General features: G+C 66.0%; 22 protein-coding genes and 5 tRNA genes. 22 read left to right on the top strand and 5 right to left on the bottom strand.

Annotated elements, in window-relative coordinates:
* Positions 1 to 38 precede the first annotated feature (38 nt).
* Positions 39 to 1,310 (top strand): YihY family inner membrane protein, encoded by a 1,272-nt coding sequence (locus tag ICJ04_RS15015; protein ID WP_188324979.1) that lies wholly within the window; start codon positions 39 to 41, stop codon positions 1,308 to 1,310.
* On the top strand, positions 1,307 to 1,903 hold the full coding sequence (locus ICJ04_RS15010) for a TlpA disulfide reductase family protein (RefSeq protein ID WP_188324978.1): 597 nt from the start codon (positions 1,307 to 1,309) through the stop codon (positions 1,901 to 1,903). Before ICJ04_RS15015 ends, ICJ04_RS15010 begins: the two co-directional genes overlap by 4 nt.
* Positions 1,904 to 1,962: 59 nt before the next feature.
* Here the strand turns inward: ICJ04_RS15010 and ppk2 are convergent, their stop codons facing one another.
* Genes ppk2 through hemA form a run of 4 tightly spaced genes read right to left on the bottom strand, consistent with a single transcriptional unit; the run spans position 1,963 to position 6,840 of the window.
* Complete coding sequence (ppk2, locus tag ICJ04_RS15005; protein ID WP_188324977.1) at positions 1,963 to 2,736, bottom strand: polyphosphate kinase 2; 774 nt, start codon at positions 2,734 to 2,736, stop codon at positions 1,963 to 1,965.
* A 47-nt stretch (positions 2,737 to 2,783) separates the two neighbouring features.
* On the bottom strand, positions 2,784 to 4,490 hold the full coding sequence (locus ICJ04_RS15000; protein ID WP_188324976.1) for a tetratricopeptide repeat protein: 1,707 nt from the start codon (positions 4,488 to 4,490) through the stop codon (positions 2,784 to 2,786).
* Positions 4,491 to 4,493: 3 nt separating this feature from the next.
* Positions 4,494 to 5,579 (bottom strand): peptide chain release factor 1, encoded by a 1,086-nt coding sequence (gene prfA / locus ICJ04_RS14995; protein ID WP_188324975.1) that lies wholly within the window; start codon positions 5,577 to 5,579, stop codon positions 4,494 to 4,496.
* Entirely contained in the window at positions 5,557 to 6,840 is a 1,284-nt protein-coding gene (gene hemA, locus ICJ04_RS14990) for a glutamyl-tRNA reductase (RefSeq protein ID WP_188324974.1), read from the bottom strand. The genes prfA and hemA overlap by 23 nt, the downstream gene beginning before the upstream one ends.
* Before the next feature lie 63 nt (positions 6,841 to 6,903).
* Between hemA and ICJ04_RS14985 the strand changes: the two genes are divergently transcribed.
* From ICJ04_RS14985 to ychF, 8 genes are all read left to right on the top strand, one after another.
* The gene (locus ICJ04_RS14985; protein ID WP_188324973.1) at positions 6,904 to 8,592 is read left to right on the top strand and encodes a tetratricopeptide repeat protein; all 1,689 of its coding nucleotides are present in this window, start codon (positions 6,904 to 6,906) and stop codon (positions 8,590 to 8,592) included.
* Complete coding sequence (gene lolB, locus ICJ04_RS14980; protein WP_188324972.1) at positions 8,589 to 9,245, top strand: lipoprotein insertase outer membrane protein LolB; 657 nt, start codon at positions 8,589 to 8,591, stop codon at positions 9,243 to 9,245. The genes ICJ04_RS14985 and lolB overlap by 4 nt, the downstream gene beginning before the upstream one ends.
* Positions 9,242 to 10,114 carry a 4-(cytidine 5'-diphospho)-2-C-methyl-D-erythritol kinase gene (gene ispE / locus ICJ04_RS14975; protein ID WP_188324971.1) on the top strand — a complete coding sequence of 291 codons (873 nt, stop codon included), beginning with the start codon at positions 9,242 to 9,244 and terminating at the stop codon, positions 10,112 to 10,114. Before lolB ends, ispE begins: the two co-directional genes overlap by 4 nt.
* A 12-nt stretch (positions 10,115 to 10,126) precedes the next feature.
* Positions 10,127 to 10,203, top strand: a tRNA-Gln gene (locus ICJ04_RS14970).
* A gap of 139 nt (positions 10,204 to 10,342) precedes the next feature.
* Positions 10,343 to 11,302, top strand: a complete 960-nt coding sequence (locus tag ICJ04_RS14965) for a ribose-phosphate diphosphokinase (RefSeq protein WP_188327358.1) — start codon at positions 10,343 to 10,345, stop codon at positions 11,300 to 11,302.
* 109 nt (positions 11,303 to 11,411) lie between these two features.
* Positions 11,412 to 12,035, top strand: coding sequence for a 50S ribosomal protein L25/general stress protein Ctc (locus ICJ04_RS14960; RefSeq protein ID WP_188324970.1), 624 nt, complete (start codon positions 11,412 to 11,414; stop codon positions 12,033 to 12,035).
* 81 nt (positions 12,036 to 12,116) lie between these two features.
* The gene (gene pth, locus ICJ04_RS14955; protein ID WP_188324969.1) at positions 12,117 to 12,695 is read left to right on the top strand and encodes an aminoacyl-tRNA hydrolase; all 579 of its coding nucleotides are present in this window, start codon (positions 12,117 to 12,119) and stop codon (positions 12,693 to 12,695) included.
* 126 nt (positions 12,696 to 12,821) lie between these two features.
* Positions 12,822 to 13,913 carry a redox-regulated ATPase YchF gene (ychF, locus tag ICJ04_RS14950; protein ID WP_188324968.1) on the top strand — a complete coding sequence of 364 codons (1,092 nt, stop codon included), beginning with the start codon at positions 12,822 to 12,824 and terminating at the stop codon, positions 13,911 to 13,913.
* A 310-nt stretch (positions 13,914 to 14,223) separates the two neighbouring features.
* Here the strand turns inward: ychF and ICJ04_RS14945 are convergent, their stop codons facing one another.
* Positions 14,224 to 17,316, bottom strand: coding sequence for an autotransporter outer membrane beta-barrel domain-containing protein (locus tag ICJ04_RS14945; RefSeq protein WP_188324967.1), 3,093 nt, complete (start codon positions 17,314 to 17,316; stop codon positions 14,224 to 14,226).
* A 194-nt stretch (positions 17,317 to 17,510) separates the two neighbouring features.
* Between ICJ04_RS14945 and ICJ04_RS14940 the strand changes: the two genes are divergently transcribed.
* From ICJ04_RS14940 to rplL, 12 genes are all read left to right on the top strand, one after another.
* Entirely contained in the window at positions 17,511 to 18,566 is a 1,056-nt protein-coding gene (locus ICJ04_RS14940; RefSeq protein ID WP_188324966.1) for an isoaspartyl peptidase/L-asparaginase, read from the top strand.
* Positions 18,567 to 18,702: 136 nt separating this feature from the next.
* A tRNA-Tyr gene (locus tag ICJ04_RS14935) sits at positions 18,703 to 18,788 on the top strand.
* Between the two features lie 35 nt (positions 18,789 to 18,823).
* Positions 18,824 to 18,897 (top strand) — tRNA-Gly (locus ICJ04_RS14930).
* 53 nt (positions 18,898 to 18,950) lie between these two features.
* Positions 18,951 to 19,026 (top strand) — tRNA-Thr (locus ICJ04_RS14925).
* A gap of 40 nt (positions 19,027 to 19,066) precedes the next feature.
* Positions 19,067 to 20,257, top strand: coding sequence for an elongation factor Tu (tuf, locus tag ICJ04_RS14920; protein ID WP_188324965.1), 1,191 nt, complete (start codon positions 19,067 to 19,069; stop codon positions 20,255 to 20,257).
* A gap of 105 nt (positions 20,258 to 20,362) precedes the next feature.
* Positions 20,363 to 20,438 (top strand) — tRNA-Trp (locus ICJ04_RS14915).
* A 46-nt stretch (positions 20,439 to 20,484) separates the two neighbouring features.
* Positions 20,485 to 20,898, top strand: a complete 414-nt coding sequence (gene secE, locus ICJ04_RS14910) for a preprotein translocase subunit SecE (protein ID WP_188324964.1) — start codon at positions 20,485 to 20,487, stop codon at positions 20,896 to 20,898.
* A 10-nt stretch (positions 20,899 to 20,908) separates the two neighbouring features.
* Positions 20,909 to 21,472 (top strand): transcription termination/antitermination protein NusG, encoded by a 564-nt coding sequence (gene nusG, locus ICJ04_RS14905; protein WP_188324963.1) that lies wholly within the window; start codon positions 20,909 to 20,911, stop codon positions 21,470 to 21,472.
* 221 nt (positions 21,473 to 21,693) lie between these two features.
* Positions 21,694 to 22,122, top strand: a complete 429-nt coding sequence (gene rplK / locus ICJ04_RS14900; protein ID WP_042615322.1) for a 50S ribosomal protein L11 — start codon at positions 21,694 to 21,696, stop codon at positions 22,120 to 22,122.
* Between the two features lie 4 nt (positions 22,123 to 22,126).
* On the top strand, positions 22,127 to 22,825 hold the full coding sequence (gene rplA, locus ICJ04_RS14895) for a 50S ribosomal protein L1 (RefSeq protein WP_188324962.1): 699 nt from the start codon (positions 22,127 to 22,129) through the stop codon (positions 22,823 to 22,825).
* Between the two features lie 385 nt (positions 22,826 to 23,210).
* Positions 23,211 to 23,744 (top strand): 50S ribosomal protein L10, encoded by a 534-nt coding sequence (rplJ, locus tag ICJ04_RS14890; protein ID WP_188324961.1) that lies wholly within the window; start codon positions 23,211 to 23,213, stop codon positions 23,742 to 23,744.
* A 63-nt stretch (positions 23,745 to 23,807) separates the two neighbouring features.
* A complete protein-coding gene (gene rplL, locus ICJ04_RS14885) occupies positions 23,808 to 24,176 on the top strand; it encodes a 50S ribosomal protein L7/L12 (protein WP_188324960.1) in 369 nt (122 codons plus the stop codon).
* Positions 24,177 to 24,490 lie beyond the last annotated feature (314 nt).

Below are 24,490 nucleotides of genomic sequence, written 5' to 3'. Positions count from 1 at the left end.
TATCCTGCGCCCATCCTGCATCGGGTACCCTTGCGCCGATGGAACCCTTGAATACGCTCAACCTGTGGATGGAACGCGTTCGCGACCGTCCGCGTGCTGCAAGCTTCGGTCGCTTCCTGTGGCGTCGCTTCCTCGATGACCGCCTGTTCCAGGCCGCCGCTGCGCTGGCCTACACGACGGTGTTCGCGCTGGTGCCCTTGGCCATCGTCGTGTTCGGCGTGCTGTCGGCGTTCCCGGTCTTTGACCGCTGGAGCGATCAGCTCAGTGACTATGTGTTTTCCAACTTCGTGCCCAGTGCGGCGCGTGCGGCAGAGGGCTACCTGCGCCAATTCAGCGCCAGTGCCGGACAGCTGACCGCGGCCGGCTTCATCGCGTTGGTCATTTCACTGTTGATCACCCTCAACAGTGTGGAAGAAACCTTCAACCAGATCTGGCGGGTGGGCTCAACGCGGCCGAAGCTGACGCGGTTCCTCGTCTACTGGACCGTGCTGACCCTGGGCGCCATGCTGGCCGCCGCATCGCTGGCGGTCTCGGCGCGGGTGTTCGCACTGCCCCTGTTCGGCACGCAGGAGGGGCGTTGGCTGGCCGATCTGTCGCTGACCCTGGCCCCTGTGTTGATCGAATTCGTCTGTATCACGCTGGTCTACCGGGTCGTGCCGCACCACACGGTCAAATGGCGCCATGCCGTGCCCGGTGCGATCCTCGCGGCGGTGCTGCTGGAAATAGTGAAGTGGGGCATTGGCGCCTATCTCGGCAGTTTCCAGTCCTATCAGAAGCTGTATGGCACCGTGGCCTTCGTGCCCATCCTGTTGTTGTGGATCTACCTGTGCTGGGTCGCCGTGCTGCTGGGTGCGTCGCTGGCCTCGTCGATGGCCGCCTTCCGCTACCAGCCGGCCGAGATGCGCTTGCCGCAGGGTTACGAGTTCTATGCGTTGCTGCGCCTGTTGGGCCGCTTCCAGCAGGCGCGTTCGCACGGGCGCGGGTTGGCCGACGATGACATCCTGCAGCACGAGCCGATGATGACCGACTCGCTGCTGCACCAGCTGTTGTGCGACATGGAGCGCATCGAGCTGGTCACCCGCGCCGAGAACGGAAACTGGATGCTTGCGCGCGACCTTGATCAGTTGACCCTTTCTGATCTGTACGAATCCACCCAGCTGCGTATTCCCGTGTCCGAGCAGCTGCTGCCCTACCGCCAGGACAGCCTGGGCAAGGCGGCGATGGCCGCGTTGGACGAACTGCGACTGCCGCTGCGTGAGAAACTCAAACGCCGCGTCAGCGACATCTATCCCCCCGGAGAGACCCGATGAAAGTAAACGTACTGGTCGTGGCCTGCGCCGCGCTGCTGCTGGGCGCTTGCAAGCCCGCCGCCGAGCCGGCATCCGATGCAGCGCCTGCCGCGTCTGCGCCGACCGCGCAGGAAACACCCGCGACGCCGCCCGATCCGGACGCGGCGCTGGGTGAAGGGGACGGGGCTGCGCCAGCCGAACGGGTCACCGCCGAGTTCCCCACGTTGAAGGTAAAGACCATCGACGGAGCGGACTATGACCTGGCCGCGCACCGCGGCAAGTGGGTGGTCGTCAACTTCTGGGCGACCTGGTGCGCGCCTTGCCGCAAGGAAATGCCGGAGCTGTCCGCGCTGCATGCGATGCGCAGCCAGATCGAGGTCGTGGGCCTGGCGTACGAAGAGATCGAGCCGGCCGATATGCAGGCCTTCCTGAAGACACGACCGGTGACCTATCCGATCGCCATTGTCGATCCGTACGCCCCGCCGGCCGATTTCGCCACGCCGCGTGGCCTGCCGCTGACCCACCTGATCGATCCGCAGGGCAAGCTGGCGCACTCCTTCGTGGGCCCGGTCACCGCCGCGGACATCGAAGCGCGCATCGCCGGCAAGTCCTGACGTCCGGGACGCCCGGGGTCAGGTCCCTTCACGCGGAAGGGCCCTGACCGCATCGCGGTTCAGACCACCGGCGGGATCGGCTTCAACTCGCCGTAGTGCTCGCGATGCAGTTTGCCGTGCAAGGCTGGCAGGTCGGGCAGGGCCTCATCGAGGTGGGTATCGGGCAGGCGGTCCAGCAGGTCGCGCACCAGGGTCAGCCGACCCGCGCGCTGGTCGTTGAAATCCACCAGTGTCCAGGGCGCGTGTGTGCGATGGGTGGCCTGCAGCATGGCCTCACGGGCTTTGGTGTAGGCCTCGTACTTGTCGCGTGACTGCAGGTCCACCGGCGACAGTTTCCAGCCCTTCAGGGGGTCGAGGTGACGCTCGGCGAAGCGCTCCTCCTGCTGTGCCTGGTCGACGGCCAGCCAGTACTTGAACAGTACGATGCCATCGTCCACCAGCAGTTGTTCGAACACCGGTGCCTGTTGCAGGAACTGCCGGTATTGCGCGTCGCTGCAGTAGCCCATCACGTGCTCGACGCCAGCGCGGTTGTACCAGCTGCGGTCCATCAGCACGATCTCACCCGCCGCAGGCAGATGGCTGGTGTAGCGCTGGAAATACCACTGCGTGGCTTCGCGGTCGGTTGGCTTCGGCAAGGCAACGACCCGGCACTGGCGCGGGTTGAGGTGTTCGCTGATCGCCTGGATGGCCCCGCCCTTGCCCGCGGTATCGCGGCCTTCGAACAGCACCAGGACGCGCTGCCCGGTCACCTGGACCCAGCGGGCCATCGTCGCCAGTTCCAGTTGCATCGGTTCCAGCAGGGCGTTGTACGCCTTGCGCTTGAGCTTGCCCATCGGCGGCTCCGCAGTAGAGGGAACCCGCATTCTGCGCGCGTGCCGGTTCAGGCCGCGTGCGGACCCTGCCAGCCGTGTTCGGTGGCGAGCCCGCGGATGAGGATTGCGAAGTCCGTGGCGAACCCGGCCATGTCGAACAGGCCGCTGGACGCACGGGCGGCTGCAAGTTCCGCGCGCACCGCGGCCAAGGCCATGGGATCGTTGCCCAGGTGGCTTGCCACGCGGATGAAGGCATCATCGTCCGCCACATTCATGCCGGGCAGTCCAAGGTGGTGATTGAGGCTGCCGGCCACGCGTGCGGCGAACGTATCACCGGGGCAGGTAAGTACCGGGCAACCCGCCCACAGCGCATCGGAGGCGGTGGTGTGCGCGTTGTACGGGTGGGTGTCCAGGAACAGGTCGGCCAGTGCGAATCGGGCCAGGTACTGCGCGTGCGGCAGCTTCGGCATGAACACCAGGCGCGCCGGATCCAGGCCCTGCGCATGGGCTGCCGCACGCAGCCGCGCGTCGGCGTTGCCGGGCCCGGACAGCAGCCACAACACGCTGCCCGGCACCGCATGCAGTATGCGGAAGGCACGCGCCATGCTGCGTGGATTGAGCTTGTAACTGTTGTTGAAACAGCAGAACACCACGCCGTCCGACGGCAGGCCACACGCACTTCGCGAGGGCGGCGGCGCCAGCGCGCGGGTCGTGTCCGATGGCTGGAACGCCCGTGGCAGGCGCAGCACGCGCTCGCTGAAGTCGGCTTCCATCGTCGCTGGCAGCACGAACTCGTCGGCCAGCACCACGTCCATCCAGGGGGCGCCGGAGGTGCCCGGGAACGCCAGCCAGTTCACCTGCAGGGGCGCAGGGCGCATCGCCAGCACTTCCGGCGTGCCGCCGCCGCCCCAGCCGCGCAGGTCGAACAGCATGTCGATGCCCGCTGCCCGGATGCGCGCGGCGATATCGGCATGGCGCATGCCCGCAACGTCGTGCAGTTCACTCGCCGTCGCCAGGCGACGACGGATCGGGCTGCCATCGTCGCGGTTGAGGGCGAACAGATGCACCTGCAGCGACGGATCGACGCGCAACTGCTCGAACAGCGCCACCGTCAGCAGGCCGGTCGGGTGCGCACCGAACCCATTGGACAGAAAGCCTACCTGCAACGGGCCCTGCCGCCTCGGCACAGCCGGCGCCATCGGTCGCACGGCAGCGCCGACATGCGCCGCGCGCAGGCGCGCGCAGGCCAACTGCTCGGTCGCGCTGGCGTCTTCGCTGAGGAAGGCAAAGGGTTCGACCGCGCCGTGCCCGCGCGCCACCGCCTCGCGCACCTGGCGCGACAACACGTCGAGGTCCTGCCAGTCACACAGGCGGCGCTGCCAGGCCAGCCGCTGCGCGGCGATGTACGGTTCGTCCGGTTGCAGGGCGTGGGCGCGGCGATACGCGGCGGCAGCGCCTTCGGCATCGTCCGCATCTTCAAGGGCGTGGCCGAGCCACAGGGCAATACCGGGGTGCTGCGGCGCACGGGCCGAGGCTTCGCCCAGCAGGCGCGCGGCATCGGCATGGGCGCCGGCCATCCACGCCACGCGTCCCAGCCGTGCCAGCGCTTCGGGATGACCCGGACGCAGCTGCAGGGCGTGCCGTGCAGCGTGCTCGCCAGCCGCCAGGTCGCCCGCTTCCAGCTCGGCATCGGCCAGCATCACCCAGGCGATGAAATCGGTCGGTTGGCGGCGCACCGCCTGCTGCAACTGCTGCCGCTGGCTGCCTGCCTGCATCGGTCAGACCGTCGCGGACAACTGGGCCAGCGCGTCGGCCTGGTGTTCCTGCGCCAAGCGTTGCAGCAACGCATCCATGTCGCCGGTCATCACGTTGGGCAGGTCATACAGGGTCAGCCCTTCGACCCGGTGGTCGGTGATGCGTCCCTGCGGGAAGTTGTAGGTACGGATGCGCTGGCTGCGGTCTCCGCTGCCCACCTGCAACCGACGCGATTCGGCCTGCGCGGCGTCCTGGCGCGATCGCTCGGCGTCGAGCAGCTGCGCCTTCAGGCGCTTCATCGCCTTGTCCCGGTTCGCGTGCTGGCTGCGCTCGGTCTGGCATTCCACCACCACGCCGGTCGGCATGTGGGTGATGCGGATGGCCGACTCGGTCTTGTTGACGTGCTGGCCGCCTGCGCCGGACGAGCGGTACGTATCCACCCGCAGGTCGGCGGGATTGATCTGCACCTCGTCGATCTCGTCGGCCTCGGGAATGATCGCGACGGTCGCTGCCGAGGTATGGATGCGGCCCTGCGATTCGGTCGCCGGCACGCGCTGCACGCGGTGGGTGCCCGATTCGAACTTCAAGCGCGAGAACGCGCCCCGGCCGACCACGCGCGCCACGACTTCCTTGTAGCCGCCGTGCTCGCCGGGACTGTCCGATTCCACCTCGACCTTCCAGCCTTGGCGCTCGGCGTAGCGTGCATACATGCGGAACAGATCACCGGCGAAGATCGCCGCTTCGTCGCCACCGGTGCCGGCACGCACTTCCAGGAACAGGTTGCCATCGTCGCGCACGTCGCGCGGCACCAGCAGCAGGGCCAGTTCCTGTTCCAGCTGCAGCAGGCGGGCCTGCGCGGCGTCGACTTCCTCATCCGCCAGCTCACGCAGATCCGGATCCGCGCGCATGGCCTGGGCCGTCGCGAGATCGGCCTTGGCGCGGTTCTCATCGGCCAAGGCCAGTGCGACCGGCTCCAGCTGGGAGAACTCGCGGGAAAGATCGCGGAAGCGCTTGTTGTCGGCGACCACCGCAGGATCGGACAGCAGGCGTTCGAGTTCTTCGCGGCGCTCGGCCAGCGCTTCCAGCTTACGGCGCAGGGTCGGCGTCATCAGGTCTCACAGTCGGGTGGTGGTATCCCGGCACGGCCGGGAACAGGCGCTCGGCAGCGCGGGTGAGTTCGGCATCACCGCTCAGCGCAGCAGCGCGCAGCGCCGCCGTGGGTGGATGCAGCAGGCGGTTGGTCAGGCCATGCGCCAACAATTCCAGCACTTCGTCGGCCGGCTTGCCGTGCGCCAGCTGCTGGCGGGCGCGCTCCAGCAACTCGGCGCGGGTGGCTTCGCCGAAGGCCCGCAGCTGCTTCAGCGGCGCGTGGTGGGCACCGGCCTGCTGGGTTTCGATGAAGCGGGCCACCTGCAGGTCGATGATCGCCTCGGCCTCCGCAGCGGCTTCACGACGGCCGCGGCGGTTGTCTTCCACCGCCCGCTCCAGATCGTCGACGGTGTACAGAAAGGCATCGTCCAGGGTGGCGACCGACGCTTCGATATCGCGCGGCACCGCCAGGTCGAACAACAGCATCGGCTTGTGCCGGCGCGCGCGCAGCGCAGCCGCCACGGTGGCGCGATGGATCACCGGCTCACGTGCGGCGGTGGCGGAGAACACGATGTCGGCCTCGGCCAGGTGCCGGTCCAGTTCGGCCAGCGGCAGCGCGACACCGCCGTGGCGGGTGGCCAGATCCTGCGCATGGGCCAGCGTGCGGTTGGCGATCAGCAGCCGCCGCACCTTGCCGTCACTGAGGTGGCGCGCCGCCAGTTCGATGGTTTCGCCGGCGCCGACCAGCAGCACGGTGGAGTCGTCCAGCCGGGCGAACGAGTTCTGTGCCAGGCGCACTGCCGCCGATGCCACAGACACCGGGTTGGCGCCCACCTGGGTATCGGTGCGCGCACGCTTGGCGACCGAGAAGGTCTGCTGGAACAGCCGGTCCAGGCGCTGGCCGAGCAGGCCATGCTCGCGCGCCACGGTCCACGCCTCTTTCACCTGGCCGAGGATCTGCGGCTCCCCCAGCACCATCGAGTCGAGCCCGGTGGCGACACGGAACAGATGGCGTACGGCCTCCGCGTCGGCGTGCTGGTACAGATAGCCCTGCAGATCGCCGGCCTGGTCATGCAGCCACTGGTTCAGCGCGGTTTCCGATTCGGCGACGGCGTACAGCTCGGTGCGGTTGCAGGTGGACAGCAGCACGGCTTCGGCGATCTGAGGGGTGCCGCGCAGGGAAAGCAACGCGCGCGGCAGCGCCTCACCGGCGAAGGCTGCGCGTTCGCGCAGATCCACCGGTGCGGTCTGGTGATTCAGTCCGAGCACCCACAGGGTCATTGTTCAGTTGCTTGCGATAAGCTGCTGGCCATAGGCACACATTTTAAGGCCCCAATGCCATCGATGCCCGCATTGATTCGCATCTCCAGTGTTCTGCTGCTCAGCCTGATGGCTGGACCGACCCTGGCAGCCCCTTCCACCTCACGTGTGCTGGACCGGGCCGAGGCGGCCCAGGAGCCGTCGCTGGAGCCTGCACTGGTGGGCGAATTCGCCCTGCAGGCAGGCAAGCTGGGTGATTCGGCCGCGCAGTACCTGCAGGCCGCGCAGGCCAGCGAGGGCGATGCCGGGTTGGCCGAACGGGCCACCCGCATTGCCATGCTGGCCAACGACGACGCACGCGCCGGACAGGCACTGGCCTTGTGGCAGCAGCGCGCGCCGACCTCCTTGACCATGCGCAGCGCCGCGGCGGCGTTGGCCATGCGGCAGAACCGGCCGGAGCAGGCGGTGACCGAACTCAAGGCGCTGCTGACCACGCCGGGCGACGAAGGCTGGCGCCTGACACTGGCCGCGTTGGTTGGCGGTGGGCGCGAGCCGACCGTGCCGGCGCAGGTACTGGAAGCGCTGGTTGCCGCCGATGCGATCCCCAACCGGATCGAGGTCTGGCAGGAGTTCGGGCGGGTGGCCATGCGCATGGAAAAACCGGACCTGGCCCAGCGCATGGTCGATCAGGTCGTGCGGCGCTTCCCCGATGACCCCCGCGTGGCGCTGCTGCGCGTCAGCCAGCTGCAGCAGGCCGGCAAGACCGCCGAAGCAATGAGTGTGCTGCAGGCGCTGGAACCGGCTGCCCGCGCCACCCCGGACCTGCGCAATGCGGTGGCCATCGCCTACGACGCGATGAATCAGCCGATGGCCGCCGAACGGGTGCTGTCCGCAGGGCCACAGGACACGCAGACCTACGGCATGCGTGCCTCGCTGCTGGCCAAGCAGGAGGATGCCACCGCGCTTGCCGCGCTGTATGCCGAGCTGTCACGCGCGGCCAGCAAGCCGGATCCCGCGCAGCGTCTGCTGCTGGGCAAGATCGCCGAGTACCTCAAGCGTTACCAGGAAGCCGTTGACTGGTATCACAGCGTGCCGGGTGGCGACGAGTTGAGCGAGGCACGCCTGCGTGCCGCCAATGCGCAGGGGCTGCTGGGCAACCAGGCCAAGGCACTGGAAGAAGTGCGCGCGGTGCAGTCCGATGCCGTACTGGCTGAAGAGGCCCGACGTGACGCGTACCTGCTGGAGGCCGAGCTGCGCCTGCGTGCGGGTGATGAAGCCGGTGAGCTGGACGCGCTGGGCCGCGGGCTGGCCGCCTACCCGGACGAAAACGCGCTGTTGTATGCGCGCGCCCTGGCCTGGGAGCGTCGCGATGACATCCCGCGCGCCGAGGCCGACCTGCGCAAGGTGCTGGTCACCGAGCCCGAAAACGTGGCTGCCCTGAACGCACTGGGCTACACCCTCGCCGACCGCACCCACCGCTATCAGGAGGCGCTTGAACTGATCGACCGGGCGCGCGTCGCCGATCCGGACAATCCGGCCATCGTCGACAGTCATGGCTGGGTGCTGTATCGCCTGGGTCGCAACGAAGAGGCCGCCGTCCAGCTGCGCCGCGCCTACGCCTTGGCCAAGGACGCGGAAATTGCCGCACACCTGGGTGAAGTGCTGTGGGTGCTGGGTCGCCAGGACGAGGCAAGGCGTTACTTCGATGAAGCCGCCAAGCTGGACCCCGACAACCGCGCGCTGCAGCGCGCCCGCGAGAAGTTCAGCCCATGAAGCCTGCTTTTTTGCGTCCGCTGTTGCTGGCCGCGCTGCCGCTCGCGCTGGCAGCCTGCACCTCGGTGGGCAACCAGAAGACGCCTGTCCCGGATGTGGCCTACACCGTCCCGCCCGCTGCCGAGCGGGCCGAAGCCGCACGTGTGCAAGCGCTGCGCGCGCAGCCGGACTGGACCTTCCAGGGCCGTGTAGCGGTCAGCAAGGGCAAGAACGGCGGCAGCGGGCGGATCGACTGGTCGCAGCAGGGTGCGGACTACCAGGTGCAGCTCAGCGCGCCGGTGACCCGCCAGAGCTGGCGGCTGCAGGGCAACACGCTGCAGGGCGCTGGGCGGCTCGAGGGACTCGATGGCGGTCCCCGTGAAGGGGCTGACGCCGCGCAGGTAGTGCAGGACGCTACCGGCTGGGAGATTCCGGTCAACCAGCTGCCGGACTGGACGCGTGGCCTGGTGCTGCAGGGCACCGATGAAAACGGGCTGCAGCGCGATGCGGAGGGTCGTCCGCGCCGGCTGCAGCAGGCGGGGTGGGTCGTGGAGTATCTCGACTGGCACTCAGGCGAAGGCGATCAGCAGGTGCTGCCACGCCGGATCGAGGCCACCAATGGGGATGCCAAAGTCAAACTGGTGATCGACCAGTGGGGCACGCCGGGACCATGATCGCGCACCATGTTGACGCGGCTGGCTGGTCCTGGTGGCCCGCGCCGGCGAAGCTGAATCTGTTCCTGAACATCGTCGGCCGTCGTCCCGATGGCTACCACGCGCTGCAGACGGTGTTCCGCCTGTTGGACTGGGGTGACCGGATCGGCATACGTCTGCGGGATGACGGGGTCATCCGGCGTGAAGGCCACTCGCTGCCCGGCGTAGCCGAGGCGGATGACCTCGCGGTACGTGCGGCCATGCTGCTTCAAAAGGCGACCAAAAGCGCTCAAGGTGCGGACATCGTCGTTGAAAAATCGATACCGGCGGGAGGTGGTTTCGGCGGCGGGTCGTCTGATGCCGCCACGGTGTTGAAGGTGCTCAACGTTCTCTGGCGCACCGGCCTCGATGACGATGCGCTGGCCGCGCTGGGGCTGCGTCTTGGCGCAGATGTTCCGGTATTCGTGCGCGGCCACACGGCATGGGCTGAAGGAATCGGCGAGCTCCTGCGGCCGCTGGAGCTTGCTCCTGCGTGGTATGTGATCGTTGATCCGGGAGTGCACGTGCCGACGCCGGCACTTTTCGCTGATCCGGATTTGACGCGGGACAGCGCAATAGCGAAAATAGAGGACTTCGTTTCCGGATCCCTGTCCGGCAATGCGTTTGAACCGGTGCTGCGCCGCCGTGAGCCTGCCGTAGAGGCCGCGCTTGCTGCGTTGAGCGACATTGGTCTGGCGCGTCTTACAGGGTCGGGGGGCGGGTGCTTCGTCGAGTTTCCATCGCAGCATGCCGCGATGGCTGCGAAGGCGGAGCTGCCTGAGGAGTTGCGGGCGTGGGTGGTGGAAGGGGTAGCCCGTTCACCGCTGCTGGATGCACTCGAGCGTAACTGATTCATTTGATGCAGGGGCGTCGCCAAGAGGCCCAAGGCACCAGGTTTTGATCCTGGCATTCGGAGGTTCGAATCCTCCCGCCCCTGCCACTTGCGGCTGTGTCCGCGCCAACCAGCGCATGCGTCTGCGCGGGACGTGGAAACCGTCGCGGTGATATCAGCTGCAGGGGCCTCCGGGTGCCTGCAGTCACCCGATCTCCGTCACTCGCCCCCGCTCGAGACAATCATGATGCAAGCGTCGCCCAACCTGCTGGTCTTCTCCGGCAACGCCAACAAACCCCTCGCGCAGAGCATCTGCAAGGAGCTGGGGGTACGTCCCGGCAAGGCACTGGTCTCGCATTTCTCCGACGGTGAAGTCCAGGTCGAGATCGAGGAAAACGTCCGCAAGCAGGACGTGTTCGTGATCCAGCCGACCAGCGCGCCCAGTGCTGAGAACCTGATGGAGCTGCTGGTGCTGATCGACGCGTTGAAGCGTGCATCGGTGGCCAGCGTCACCGCCGTGGTGCCGTATTTCGGTTACTCGCGGCAGGATCGCCGCATGCGCTCGTCGCGCGTGCCGATCACCGCCAAGCTGGCGGCAAAGATGTTCAGTACGGCCGGTGCGGATCGTGTGTTGACCGTGGATCTCCACGCCGACCAGATCCAGGGTTTCTTCGACATCCCGGTGGACAATGTGTATGCCTCGCCGCTGCTGCTCGCCGATATCTGGCGCGCGTACGGCACCGAGAACCTGATCGTGGTGTCTCCGGACGTGGGCGGTGTGGTGCGCGCGCGCGCCGTGGCCAAGCGCCTGGATGATGCCGACCTGGCGATCATCGACAAGCGCCGGCCGCGTGCCAACGTGTCCACCGTGATGAACATCATCGGTGACGTCGAAGGCAAGACCTGCGTGATGGTCGATGACATCGTCGATACCGCCGGCACCCTGTGCGCCGCTGCCGCTGCCCTGAAGGCGCGCGGTGCGCTCAAGGTCGCCGCGTACTGTACCCACGCGGTGCTGTCCGGCCCGGCGGTCGACAACATCAACAACTCCCAGCTCGATGAGCTGGTGGTGACCGACACCATCCCGCTGAAGGACGCCGCGCGGGTGTGCAGCAAGATCCGCCAGCTGAGCGTGGCGGAAATGCTGGCCGAAACGATGCGTCGCATCGCCTTCGGTGAGTCGGTCAGCTCGTTGTACGTGGACTGATTTTTTTTGTCCCTGCCGGCGACGGCGGGGACCTCCAAGGGTACTTCTGGTCGCGGAAGTACCTTCATCCGCCCCGCCACCCGGCAGGGCATCCAACAGGTAGTAGAAAATGTCGAAGACCCATGAAATCAAGGTCACCAAGCGTGAACTGCAGCGCAAGGGTGCGAGCCGCCGCCTGCGTCACGCTGGCGTGATCCCGGCGATCGTGTACGGGGGCAGCGCCGATCCGGTCGCCATCAGCCTTGACCACAACGAAATCTGGCTGGCCCAGTACAACGATTGGTTCTACTCGTCCATCCTGGACCTGAACCTCGATGGCAAGGTCGAGCGCGTGCTGCTGCGTGACATGCAGCGCCATCCCTTCAAGCAGCTGATCCTGCATCTCGATTTCCTGCGCGTGAACGAGAATGAAGTGCTGACCGCTGCCGTGCCGCTGCACTTCATCAACGAAGACACCTCGCCGGCTGGCAAGGCGTCGGACATCGTGGTCACCCACGAAGTGAAGGAAGTGACCGTCAGCTGCCTGCCGAAGGACCTGCCGGAGTCGATCGAAGTCGACCTGGGCGCCCTGGAAGCCGGTGGCGTGATCCACCTGTCCGACCTCAAGCTGCCGAAGGGCGTTGAGCTGCCGGCGCTGGCGCTGGGCAAGGATCACGACGATGCCGTGGTCACCGCCAAGCACGGCAAGGAAGACGCTGCCGACGCCGCCGAAGAAGCACCGGTTGCCGAGTAATGCCTTCGCGGCGCCTGTCCCTGCGGGGGCGGGCGCCGTACCTGCCGGTGCGTGAGGCACGGGCAGCATCTGGAAGAAACAATGGCAGGATTGCGACTGATCGTTGGTCTCGGCAACCCCGGACCAGAGCACGCCCGGACCCGGCACAATGCTGGGTTTCATTTTGTTGAGGCCCTTGCGGAAAAAGCAGGTGCGCGCTGGAGCGTGGACAGCAAGCTGTTCGGCGAGACCGCCAAGGTGGATATAGCGGGCCAGCCGGTCTGGCTGCTGAAGCCGGCCACCTTCATGAACCTCAGTGGCAAATCGGTGACCGCAGCGCAGCGGTTCTGGAAGATCGAGCCGGAAGAAACCCTGTTGGCGCACGACGAGCTGGACCTGCCGCCGGGTGCGGCACGGCTGAAGTTCGACGGCGGCCACGGCGGGCAGAACGGCCTGCGCGATACCATCCGCCTGCTCGGCCACGGCCAGTTCCACCGGCTGCGTGTGGGTATTGGCCATCCAGGCCACAAGGATCGGGTCGTGCCGTGGGTGCTGGGACGGGCGTCGAAGGATGACGACATCCTGATCGCGCGTGCCATCGACGATGCGATCGATGTGCTGCCGCTGGCGGTGCAGGGCGATTTCAGCGAAGCGATGAAGCGTCTGCACACCCCGAAGTAATCCGCGGACCCTCGCGGCAGCGGTAGGTAGCGCCGGGCCATGCTCGGCGGCCGTACGAAGAGAATGATTAGCCAAACAGCGCGTGCGCTCTTTCGCCAATCACTTTCACCCCAAAGGTTGTCGAACATGGGTATCAAATGCGGAATCGTCGGCCTGCCCAATGTGGGCAAGTCGACGCTGTTCAATGCGCTCACCAAGGCAGGTATCGCCGCGGCCAATTTCCCGTTCTGCACGATCGAGCCGAACGTGGGCATCGTGCCGGTGCCGGATCCGCGCTTGAACGAACTGGCGGCCATCATCAACCCGCAGAAGGTCATCCCGACCGCGGTCGAGTTTGTCGACATCGCCGGCCTGGTTGCCGGTGCGGCCAGTGGCGAAGGCCTGGGCAACAAGTTCCTGGCGCATATCCGCGAAGTGGATGCGATCACCCACGTGGTGCGCTGCTTCGAAAACGCTGACGTGATCCACGTCAACAACAAGGTGGATCCGCTTTCGGATATCGACACCATCGATACCGAGCTGGCCCTCGCCGATCTGGACAGCGTTGAAAAGGCGCTGAACCGGGCCGAGCGTTCGGCCAAGGGCGGCGACAAGGAAGCGGCGGCACGCAAGCCGGTGCTGGCCAAGCTGCAGGCGGCGCTGGCCGACGGCAAGGCCGGCCGTGCGGCGGGCCTGGACGAGGAAGAGAAGGCGCTGGTGCGCGATCTGTTCCTGCTGACCCTCAAGCCGGTGATGTATATCGCGAACGTGCTTGAAGACGGGTTCGAGAACAACCCGCACCTGGATGCCGTGCGCGTGCGCGCGGCCGAAGAGGGTGCGAAGGTGGTGCCGGTGTCGGCGGCCATCGAAGAAGAACTGTCGCAGCTCGACGATGACGATCGCGATACCTTCCTGGCCGACCTGGGCCTGAGCGAGCCGGGCCTGAATCGCGTGATCAACGCGGCCTACCAGCTGCTCGGCCTGCAGACCTACTTCACCGCAGGCGTCAAGGAAGTGCGTGCCTGGACCGTACGCAAGGGTGCGACCGCGCCGCAGGCGGCCGCCGTGATCCATACCGATTTCGAGAAGGGCTTCATCCGCGCTGAAACCATCGCCTATGACGACTTCATCAAGTACAAGGGCGAAGCAGGTTCGAAGGAAGCCGGTCGTCTGCGTCTGGAAGGCAAGGAATACCGTGTGCAGGAAGGCGACATCCTGCATTTCCGCTTCAACGTCTGATCGCGAGCGGTGACGACCGAGGGTCGTCACCGCGTCGAACCTGCAACGCCCCGTCCTGCGGGGCGTTGTTGTATCTGGACAAAAAATCACCACGCCCGGAGATGCCTGCGGCGAAAGGCTTACGGTGAGTTGTCCACACGTAACCCCCATCGCTTTCCACGCGGCATGTGGAAAACCGCAGCGCGCAGGCGATCTTCAGTGGCGAAAAAACAGCCAGTGCTGGAAACGCTTGCCACACCGCGCTCACACCTACTTGTCCACATCTAACCCCCACGGGTTTCCCGCGTGGGTGTGGAGAACATGCGGGCTGTCAGAATCCATACCGGATGCCGATCAGTGCCCCGTACTGGCGGAAGTTCGATGCGCCGCGCGCGACGTCGAGTTCGCCCCATGCGGCTACCCGTTCGCTCAGCTGCGCCTGCACGCCGGCACGCACCTGGTACACCGTGCGTGGATCGCCGCCGGACACCCTCGCATCGTCGAAGCGCATTGCGTTGCCTGCGCCGTGACGCGTGATCCAGTCGACGGTGAGGAACGGCTGCACCCCCGCGCTGGCATCGGGCAGCGGACGGCCATGCAGGCGCAGGCCGACCCGCGTCTGCAGGCCGCCGGCATCGGCGACACTGACCCGGGTGCCGTTCTGTTCGATGTGCGGGCCGCCGGTCATGGCCCAGCTGTTCCACGTCACCTGCACCTGCGGCTCCAGATAAAGCGCGTGCGCGCCGGACTGGAGCACCGCCAGGCTTTGGCCCACTTCCACTGACGCGCTGGTACTGCGGGCGCGGTAATGCTCGCGTGCCAGTGCCTCGCCCTGCACACTGCCGCGGAAGTCGGCGTGCTGCAGCCAGCTATCGATGTAGCGCGCTTCCTGCAGCCAGCTGGCATACACGCCCACGCTGCGGCCATCGATCCGTCCGTCCGCGCTGTAGCCGGTGCGCGTGGACATCACCTGCTGATCGACACGCCCGCTGCCGGCCATCACCCCGGCCACGCCGTGGCTGCCGTGGCCCCAGCGCAGCAGGTCCGCACCTGCCTGCACCACGCGCTGCTGGCGTCGACCCTGCAGCTGGTCGGTGACGTCCATGCGCGCGTTTTCGCTGGGCATGCGCAACCACGCCGTGATGCCGTCCTGCGCTGCGGGCAGCGAGGGGTCGCCGCTGCGCTGGTGCAGGGTCATGTCGAACAGATGCAGCGCCGCCGCCTGGTTGGCCAACCAGGCGCCCACCTCCGGCCGCTGTACGAGCGGGGAGGCCGTCGGCGGAATCACCGGCGGCGTGATCGGTGTCACGGGCGGGACGATCACCGGCGGCGTGATCGGTGTCACGGGCGGGGTGATCACCGGCGGCGTGATCGGTGGCGTCACCGGCGTACATCCCGGCGCAGCAGGATCCTGCTCGCAGGGATTCAGCGGGTCCGACGGCAGCTGCGAGCGCAGGTACCAGTCGCCGTCGCCCGGTGCGGCGGCGCTGCCCTGGTGCAGGAAGTACTCGTACGCACCAGCCACCGCGCGTCCTTCCAGTGCGAAGGCTGCGCCCGATGTGCCGTCCACCTGCACCACGCGCAGGCCCTCAACCGTCGCCGCGCCGCCGCCGCCGGCATTCTCCACCTGCAGGCGGGTACTGCCGCTGCTGTCGCCTTCGATGTGCAGAAGATTGCTGGGGGCATCGTCACCTTCCAGCCGCGTGTTGAGCACGAGCAGTCCGCCGTGTCCCGCGTAGTCGCCATGCACGGTCAGCTGCGCAAACGGCTGCGCGGCGGGCGCGATGAAGGCGATCGTGCCCGCATGGTCCAGCGTCTCCACGGCCGAGTCTCCCGTGACGATCCAGTGGCTGCCCGCCGCTACGTGCATCGAGCGCGCATGCCGTCCATCGACCTCGCGCAAGGCGCCGCGCCACAGGCTTGCACCGGCCAGGCTGATATCCACGGCGGCCGTGGGGCTTTCCACGGTGATATCACCACTCAGGATGCTGTCGAGGGCCGCGACCTGCACCGTGCCTGCCGCGATGCGTGAGCCATCGTTGAACACCGTGTCGCCGACACGCAGCAGCGCGCCCGCCGGGGCCGCTTCATTCACCTGCATGCCGTGCAGTTGCAGCTCGTGGTTTCCGCCCTGCAGCCAGAAGGCGGTGCCGGCCGGTGTGCGCAACGTGCCGTCCTGCAGCAGGGCGCGATTCCAGTAGTCGCCGTCGGCCGTCAGGTACGAGCGCCAGCCGATGGACTGCGCGCCACGCAGGTCAATGTGCAGGCCTTTCGCCAGGTCCAGGGTGGCGGTGTTCACCTGCACCACGCCGGAAACCCGCAGCCCATCGCTGTCGATGCGCACGTCCTGCAGGGATGCGCGCGTGGCGCCGCCGCCAACGAACACCCCGGTGGCGTCGTTGCCCAGCAGCTCGATGCGGCTGCCGCTGGCCTGCAGGCGCGTACGGGTGCTGCCGGTGGAGCCGGTCGCGCGCAGTCCCTGGCCGCGATCGCCGTGGACGTTGATCACGTCGTCAATCAGCAGCGCGTTGCCGCCGAACAGCTCCACGGCGTACCGGCCCTCGCCGAAGACGTCGAGCTGGCTGCCACGCAACTGCAGGTCGGAACTGTCGCTGGAGAGCCAAATGGCCGCGCTGCCCGTGCCCGGGGCGCTTCGGATGCGGGTGCCTTCGGCCAGCAGGCGGCCGCCACTGTTGATGTTGAAGCCGATATCTCCGCTGGAGTCGTACAGGCCACCCACCATGTGCAACGTCGCGTAGTCGCCGGTCGCCGCATTTCCCAGCAGGCGCGCGCTGCCGATGGTGCCGGTAAGGGTGACGTTGTCGGCCTCGACCTGCGCGCCGCTGGCTACGTCCAGAAAGCCGTTGAGGTAGTCCACATTCCGCAGCAGCACCTGGGCACCCGTCGTCGCACGTAGCCCGCCGATGCGCGGATTGCTGTCGCTGGCGTCGAACCGGCTGTCGACCAGCGTCAGCACGGCGTTGTCGTGCGCTTCCAGGCGTCCGCCACCGTGCAGCTGCAGGTCACTGCCGTCGATCCGGCTGCCGGTACCGGTGGCCAGCAGCGCAGCGGCGGTGCTGCCGGGGGAGAGTTCCAGGATGCTGCGGCCCAGGCTGGCGCGGCCGCCGGCGCTGGCCTGCACGGCTTGCGCGGTGGTCGCGGCGTCGCCCAGCGCGATGGTGGAATCGACCACGCTGACCTCGCTGCCCGTACCGCGCACGCTCAACGCCGTACCGGCGCGGTCCTGCACGATACGGTCGTCTTCGAAGTGCCGTGCCTGTCCGCCATCCACGGTGATCGGGCCGCTGTAGTCCGCCGCAGCGGCGGGCAGCGCGGCGGCCATCGCCAGGTTGAGCAGGGTAGGGCAGAGAGGGCGGCGCGCACGCGCCGGGGTGGCCGCACGGGGCGGGGTGGGAAGATTCATGGGGTCTCGCTTGCGGGGTGGCGCAGGGGTGGGGTGCGGCGGCGCGTGATCGGCCGCAGCGCCCGACGCTAGGGCAGCGTTCCGGTGGGCTCCATCGACTCCGGCTGAAAAGCGCGGCGCGCTCGGCGAGGTGCTTGCCAAGCGAGCCGCACGCGCGCAGCGTGGTCGTTTACCGACCTGTGGGAGATGCCTGGATGACGTTGCGCCTGTGCTGTGCCGCCGTGCTGTTGTCGCTGAGCCTTGCTGCCGTTGCGGCCGCCGCCACGCCCGGCGAACCGGGGGTGGCGCCGGCTGTGATGGCCGATCCGTTGCTGGTGATCCACGGCGGGGCTGGGGTGCAGCGCAAGGATCTGTCCACAGCAGAAGAGCGTGCCGCCCGCCAGGCGCTGACGGCCGCCTTGCGCGCGGGGCATGCCGAGCTCGCTGCCGGACGCCCGGCACTGGCCGCGGTCACCCGCGCCATCACCGTGCTCGAGGACGACCCCACCTTCAATGCGGGGCGTGGCGCGGTCTTTACCCATGACGGTCGCAACGAGCTGGATGCATCGTTGATGGACGGCGCGACCCAGCGTGCCGGTGCCGTAGCCGGCGTGCAGCGGGTGCGCAATCCGATCCTGCTGGCGCAGGCGGTGATGGAGCACTCTGCGCACGTGATGATGGTAGGTCAGGGCGCTGAAGCCTTTGCTGCCGAGCAGGGTGTCACGCTGGTCGATCCGTCGTACTTCCGCACGGACAAGCGCTGGCAGCAGCTGCAGCGGGCCTTGCAGGAAGAGCGAGCGGGCACGGCGCATGCCGATCTGGAGACCGCCCGGCATTTCGGCACGGTCGGCGCGCTCGCGCTGGATGTGCAGGGCAGGCTGGCGGCAGGCACGTCGACGGGCGGTATGACCAACAAGCGCTACGGGCGCGTGGGCGATTCGCCGGTCATCGGTGCTGGCACCTGGGCCGATGCGCGCTGTGCGGTATCCAGCACCGGCTGGGGTGAGTTCTACCTGCGCACCGCGGCAGCGCATGAAATCTGCGCACGCGTGCGTCTGTCTGGCACCCCGGCCGCCCAGGCCGGGCGCGAGGTCATCAATGAAATGATCCCTGCCATGGGCGGTGACGGGGGCGCCATCGTCCTGACCGCAGACGGGCAGATCGGGCTGCCCTTCAACACCCAGGGCATGTATCGGGGCTGGATAGGCGCCGACGGTGTGCCGCATGTTGCGATCTTCGCCGACGAGCCACTCGAGGTCGCCGGCCGATAACCTTGCGTATCAACGGGTTTGCGACAGCATGTGAAAAAAAAGAAAAAACGTGTTGACAGACCTGCGGCGGATAAGCAGAATTGCGGGCTCACCACCACACACCGCAACGCTTCGGCGCCACGGCATGGGGTGGTAAGGAGGGATACCCAAGCGGCCAACGGGGGCAGACTGTAAATCTGCTGGCTTACGCCTTCGGTGGTTCGAATCCACCTCCCTCCACCAGTTTCACGTAGTTTCACGTTGTGGCAATTCCCGGTGCGGGAGTAGTTCAATGGTAGAACTTCAGCCTTCCAAGCTGATTGTGCGGGTTCGATTCCCGTCTCCCGCTCCATTGAATGTTTAGAACTTTGAAGATATTTCGGTTCATGCCATAATGCAAAACTCGCTCACGTAGCTCAGTCGGTAGAGCACTTCCTTGGTAAGGAAGAGGTCGAAGGTTCGATTCCTTTCGTGAGCACCATCTTAAGCATCACCCCAAGACGAATTCGAGATAAGCAGCCATGGCCAAGGGTAAGTTCGAGCGCACCAAGCCGCACGTCAACGTCGGCACCATCGGTCACGTCGACCACGGCAAGACCACGCTGACCGCCGCACTGACCAAGATCGGTGCCGAGCGCTTCGGTGGCGAGTTCAAGGATTATTCCTCGATCGACGCCGCGCCGGAAGAAAAGGCACGTGGCATCACGATTTCGACCGCACACGTCGAATATGAATCCCCGAACCGTCACTACGCCCACGTCGATTGCCCGGGCCATGCTGACTACGTCAAGAACATGATCACCGGTGCAGCGCAGATGGACGGCGCGATCCTGGTCTGTTCCGCTGCTGACGGCCCGATGCCGCAGACCCGCGAGCACATCCTGCTGTCGCGTCAGGTCGGCGTGCCGTACATCGTCGTCTTCCTGAACAAGGCAGACATGGTCGATGACGCCGAGCTGCTTGAGCTGGTGGAAATGGAAGTGCGCGAGCTGCTGAGCAAGTACGACTTCCCGGGCGACGACACCCCGATCATCGCCGGTTCGGCGCGTCTGGCGCTGGAAGGCGATCAGAGCGACATCGGTGTGCCGGCTGTCATCAAGCTGGTCGAGGCGCTGGACAGCTGGATCCCGATGCCGGAGCGCGCTGTCGACAAGCCGTTCCTGATGCCGGTGGAAGACGTGTTCTCGATCTCGGGCCGCGGCACCGTGGTGACCGGTCGTATCGAGCGCGGCGTGATCAAGGTCGGCGAAGAAATCGAAATCGTCGGTATCCGCGACACCGTCAAGACCACCGTGACCGGCGTGGAAATGTTCCGCAAGCTGCTCGACCAGGGTCAGGCAGGCGACAACGCCGGTCTGCTGCTGCGCGGCACCAAGCGTGACGACGTCGAGCGTGGCCAGGTCCTCTGCAAGCCGGGTTCGATCAAGCCGCACACCGAGTTCGAAGGCGAAGTGTACGTGCTGTCGAAGGATGAGGGCGGCCGTCACACCCCGTTCTTCAACGGCTACCGTCCGCAGTTCTACTTCCGTACCACTGACATCACCGGTGCTGCCAAGCTGCCGGAAGGTGTCGAGATGGTGATGCCGGGCGACAACGTGAAGATGGTTGTCACCCTGATCAACCCGGTGGCAATGGACGAAGGCCTGCGTTTCGCGATCCGCGAAGGCGGCCGTACCGTCGGCGCCGGCGTGGTGTCGAAGATCGTCAAGTAATCCCGCAGTTCCGGCAGTTTGTGCAAGACTGCCGGTCGCGCGATTGGCGGGCCGGGAACCTCGGTCCGCCTTCGCCGTCTAAGGCAAGGCAAAGTTTACCTACGTACGCCAGTAGCTCAATTGGCAGAGCAGCGGTCTCCAAAACCGCAGGTTGGGGGTTCGAGTCCCTCCTGGCGTGCCATCTGCCTTCCTAACCAGCGGTCCGCCGCTAAAGCAGCCCGAGCCGGATGAACAGCAAGATCGAACACTCCAAGGATACGTCCACCTCTGGTGGAGACCTCGTCAAGTACGTCGCCGCATCGTTGCTGGTGCTGGCAGGACTGTTCGTCTGGTTCTGGTTCTCTGCAGACTCCGGTCGCGCCGCCCAGCTGGGTGCGTGGGCTGGCCAGATCCGCGCGCTTGCCGTGATTGTCGGCCTGGCGGGCGGTATTGCCGTTTTCATGCTGACCGGAAAGGGTCGCGATACCCGCGACTTCCTGTCCGAGTCACGCTTCGAGCTGCGCAAGGTGGTCTGGCCGACGCGCCAGGAAGCCATCCGGATGACCTGGGTCGTTATCGTGGTTGTGATCATCCTCAGCTTGCTGCTGGGTGGATTCGACTTCGTCATTCAGAAACTGACCCAGTGGTTCCTGGGCCGGTAAGGAGTAACCCATGAAGCGCTGGTACGTTGTTCACGCCTATTCAGGCTTCGAGAAGTCGGTTGCGCAGGCCTTGCGCGATCGCATCGTCCGTGACGCCAAGGAAGAGCTGTTTGGTGATGTGCTGGTTCCGACCGAAGAAGTGGTCGAAATGCGCGCAGGCCAGAAGCGTCGTTCCGAGCGCAAGTTCTTCCCCGGCTACGTGCTGGTGCAGATCGAGACCCACGAAGAAGGCGGCATCCCGCGCATCGACAGCGAAAGCTGGCATCTGGTGAAGGATACGTCCCGCGTGCTGGGCTTCATCGGTGGCACCGCGGATCGCCCGCTGCCGATCGCCGATTCCGAAGCCGAAGCCATCCTGAACCGCGTTCAGGACGGTATCGAGAAGCCGCGTCCGAAGGTGCTGTTCGAGCCGGGCCAGATGGTCCGCGTCACCGACGGTCCGTTCAACGACTTCAACGGTGTGGTGGAAGAAGTCAACTACGAGAAGAGCCGTCTGCGCGTCTCGGTGTTGATTTTCGGTCGCGCCACCCCGGTGGAGCTCGAGTTCGGCCAGGTCGAAAAAGCCAACGGCTGATCCACGGCGCCGGGCGAAGCCCGGCGTTCAGGATCCCTGGTGTGGACGTTACGTCAAAGCACTGGTATAGTGCCCGGCTTCCTGCCAGGAACCTGGCAAAAGTGAAGGCCGCCGCAAGGTGGCCTTCGGCATGTATTCAAAAACGCGATGCCGGGACGCGAGATTCCCGGTCCGATGGGGAGCCTGTAGTCGTAAGGCGCTAGCACCCGGAGAGCATAGTCATGGCAAAGAAAGTTGTCGGTTACATCAAGCTGCAGGTGAAGGCCGGTCAGGCCAATCCCTCGCCGCCGGTCGGTCCTGCGCTGGGTCAGCGTGGTCTGAACATCATGGAATTCTGCAAGGCCTTCAATGCCGCCACGCAGAAGCTCGAGCCGGGTCTGCCGGTTCCGGTGATCATCACGGCCTATTCGGACCGTACGTTCACCTTCATCACCAAGAGCACCCCGGCGACCACCCTGCTGAAGAAGGCTGCTGGCATCTCGTCGGGCTCCAAGCGCCCGAACACCGAGAAGGTCGGCAAGGTCACCCGCAAGCAGCTGGAAGAGATCGCCAAGGCGAAGGAACCGGATCTGACTGCCGCCGATCTGGACGCCGCCGTGCGTACGATCGCCGGTTCTGCGCGTTCGATCGGCATCGTGGTGGAGGGTTAATAAGATGGCACAGACCAAGCGTGAGAAGGCCTCCAAGGCCGCAGTCGTCGCCGGCAAGTCGTACGGCTTCGAAGAAGCAATCAAGATCCTGAAGACCACCGCCACCGCCAAGTTCGTCGAGTCGATCGACGTGGCCGTGCGCCTGGGCGTGGATGCCAAGAAGTCCGACCAGCAGGTGCGCGGTTCCACCGTGCTGCCGGCCGGTACCGGCAAGTCGGTCCGCGTCGCAGTGTTCGCTCCGGCCGGTGCCAAGGCTGACGAAGCCCTGGCCGCAGGTGCGGAAGCGGTCGGTATGGACGATCTGGCCGAGAAGATGCAGGCCGGTGATCTGAACTATGACGTCGTGATCGCGACCCCGGACGCCATGCGCGTCGTTGGTAAGCTGGGCACCGTGCTCGGCCCGCGCGGCCTGATGCCGAACCCGAAGGTCGGCACCGTCTCGGCCAACCCGGGCGAAGCCGTCAAGAACGCAAAGTCGGGTCAGGTGCGTTACCGCACTGACAAGGCCGGCATCATCCACTGCACCATCGGCAAGGCCAGCTTCGAAGACGAAGCGCTGAAGTCGAACCTGCAGGCGCTGCTGCTCGACCTGATCAAGGCCAAGCCGGCCACCTCGAAGGGCCTGTACCTGCAGAAGGTGTCGGTCAGCTCGACGATGGGCCCGGGCGTCACGGTCGACCAGTCGACGCTGACCCTGAAGTAAGTGATTCAAGCGGGCAGGGCGCCTTCGGGTTCCTTGTCCGTCTCTTTTGAAGGCGTCCGCCGGCATCCATCGCCGGTGGCAGCCGTCAAAGACCGCAGGTGCGGTCGTGGTATGCCGGCGACGGGCACGGAAGCTCGATTTGGCAAGGAGTCGCCGCCGGAGCAGTCACGAACGCTTAATCGATCCTTCGTGGATCACCCTGCGTAGATGGTGCCCTTCTGGAGTTTTTTCTGGTCATGCAAGTCTGGGGTAACCCAGGTTGGATCCAGGTCTGGAACGGCCCACCCCCCGGAACATCAGCCTGATGTTCCCGGTGTCCAGGACGGACGCCGCCCAGGACCGCACACGGCAGGAGCCGTAAGCGGAGTTCAATCGGAGGAGTGCAATGGCTCTCAATCTGTCCCAGAAGCAAGAAGTAGTCGCGGAGCTGGCAGACATCGCCGCCAAGGCCCACTCCTTGATCGCAGCCGAATATGCTGGCACCACGGTCTCCCAGATGACCGCGATGCGCAAGCAGGCTCGTGAAACCGGCGTTTTCTTGAAAGTTGTCAAGAACACCCTGGCTTCGCGCGCCGTTGAAGGCACCGAATTCGCATGTGCACAGGACAAGCTGGTCGGTCCGCTGCTGTACGCGTTTTCGCTCGAGGAGCCCGGCGCAGCCGGTCGCCTGATCAAGGAATTCGCCAAGGGCAACGATAAGCTGCAGCCCAAGGTTGTCGCCATCGGCGGCGAAGTGTTCCCGGCAAGCCACGTTGATGTGCTGGCCTCGTTGCCGACCCTCAACCAGGCGCTGGCAATGCTGGCACGCGTCCTGACCGAGCCGGTCACGATGTTCGCGCGCGCCAACAAGGCCCTGGCCGATCAGCTGGGTGGCGGTGAAACCGCTGCTGCTGACGAGCCGGTCGCCGAGACCGCCTGAGTTTCGACCTACCGTGGTTCCTGACGGAACCTACATCCAGAATATTATTGAAAGGTATCAATCATGTCCCTTACCAACGAACAGATCGTCGACGCAATCGCCTCGAAGTCCCTGATGGAAGTGATGGAGCTGGTCAAGGCCATCGAAGAGAAGTTCGGCGTCTCCGCCGCTGCTCCGGTTGCTGCAGCTGCCGCTGCTGGCCCGGCTGCTGCTGTTGAAGAGCAGACCGAGTTCACCGTGACCCTGAAGTCGCCGGGCGACAAGAAGGTCGAAGTGATCAAGGCCGTCCGCGCCATCACCGGCCTGGGCCTGAAGGAAGCGAAGGACCTGACCGAAGCCGGCGGCGTCGTGAAGGATGGCGCGTCGAAGGACGAAGCCGAGAAGATCAAGAAGGACCTGGAAGCTGCTGGCGCGACTGTCGAAGTCAAGTAAGCAGATCCCTTGCGTCGCCATCGATTTCGGGCGATGCAGCCAAGGCTGGGGGCGTAAGCCCCCGGCCTTTGGTCGTTTCACCACGCGCGGTAGAGCCGACTTCAGTCGGCTGCAAGACAAACGAAAAAAGCCCAACACGGGCTGCGGTCAAAAGGCCCGTCCAGCCAGCGCGCAGCGCGGCGGCGGTCAACAGATGCAGTCAAGTTGGCAGTTGGAAGTAGCAAGAGAAGGCGTGCTGGTGCCGGCAATACCAGCGACTTCCAACTGACAATTTCAAGTTTCCTTTTGGGTCGTGGACGCACGCCCCTCACAAC

The sequence above is a fragment of the Stenotrophomonas sp. 169 genome (assembly GCF_014621775.1).
Taxonomy (GTDB): Bacteria; Pseudomonadota; Gammaproteobacteria; order Xanthomonadales; family Xanthomonadaceae; genus Stenotrophomonas.
Note: the sequence above shows the minus strand (reverse complement) of the source record. Positions and strands in the feature narration are given on the sequence as shown.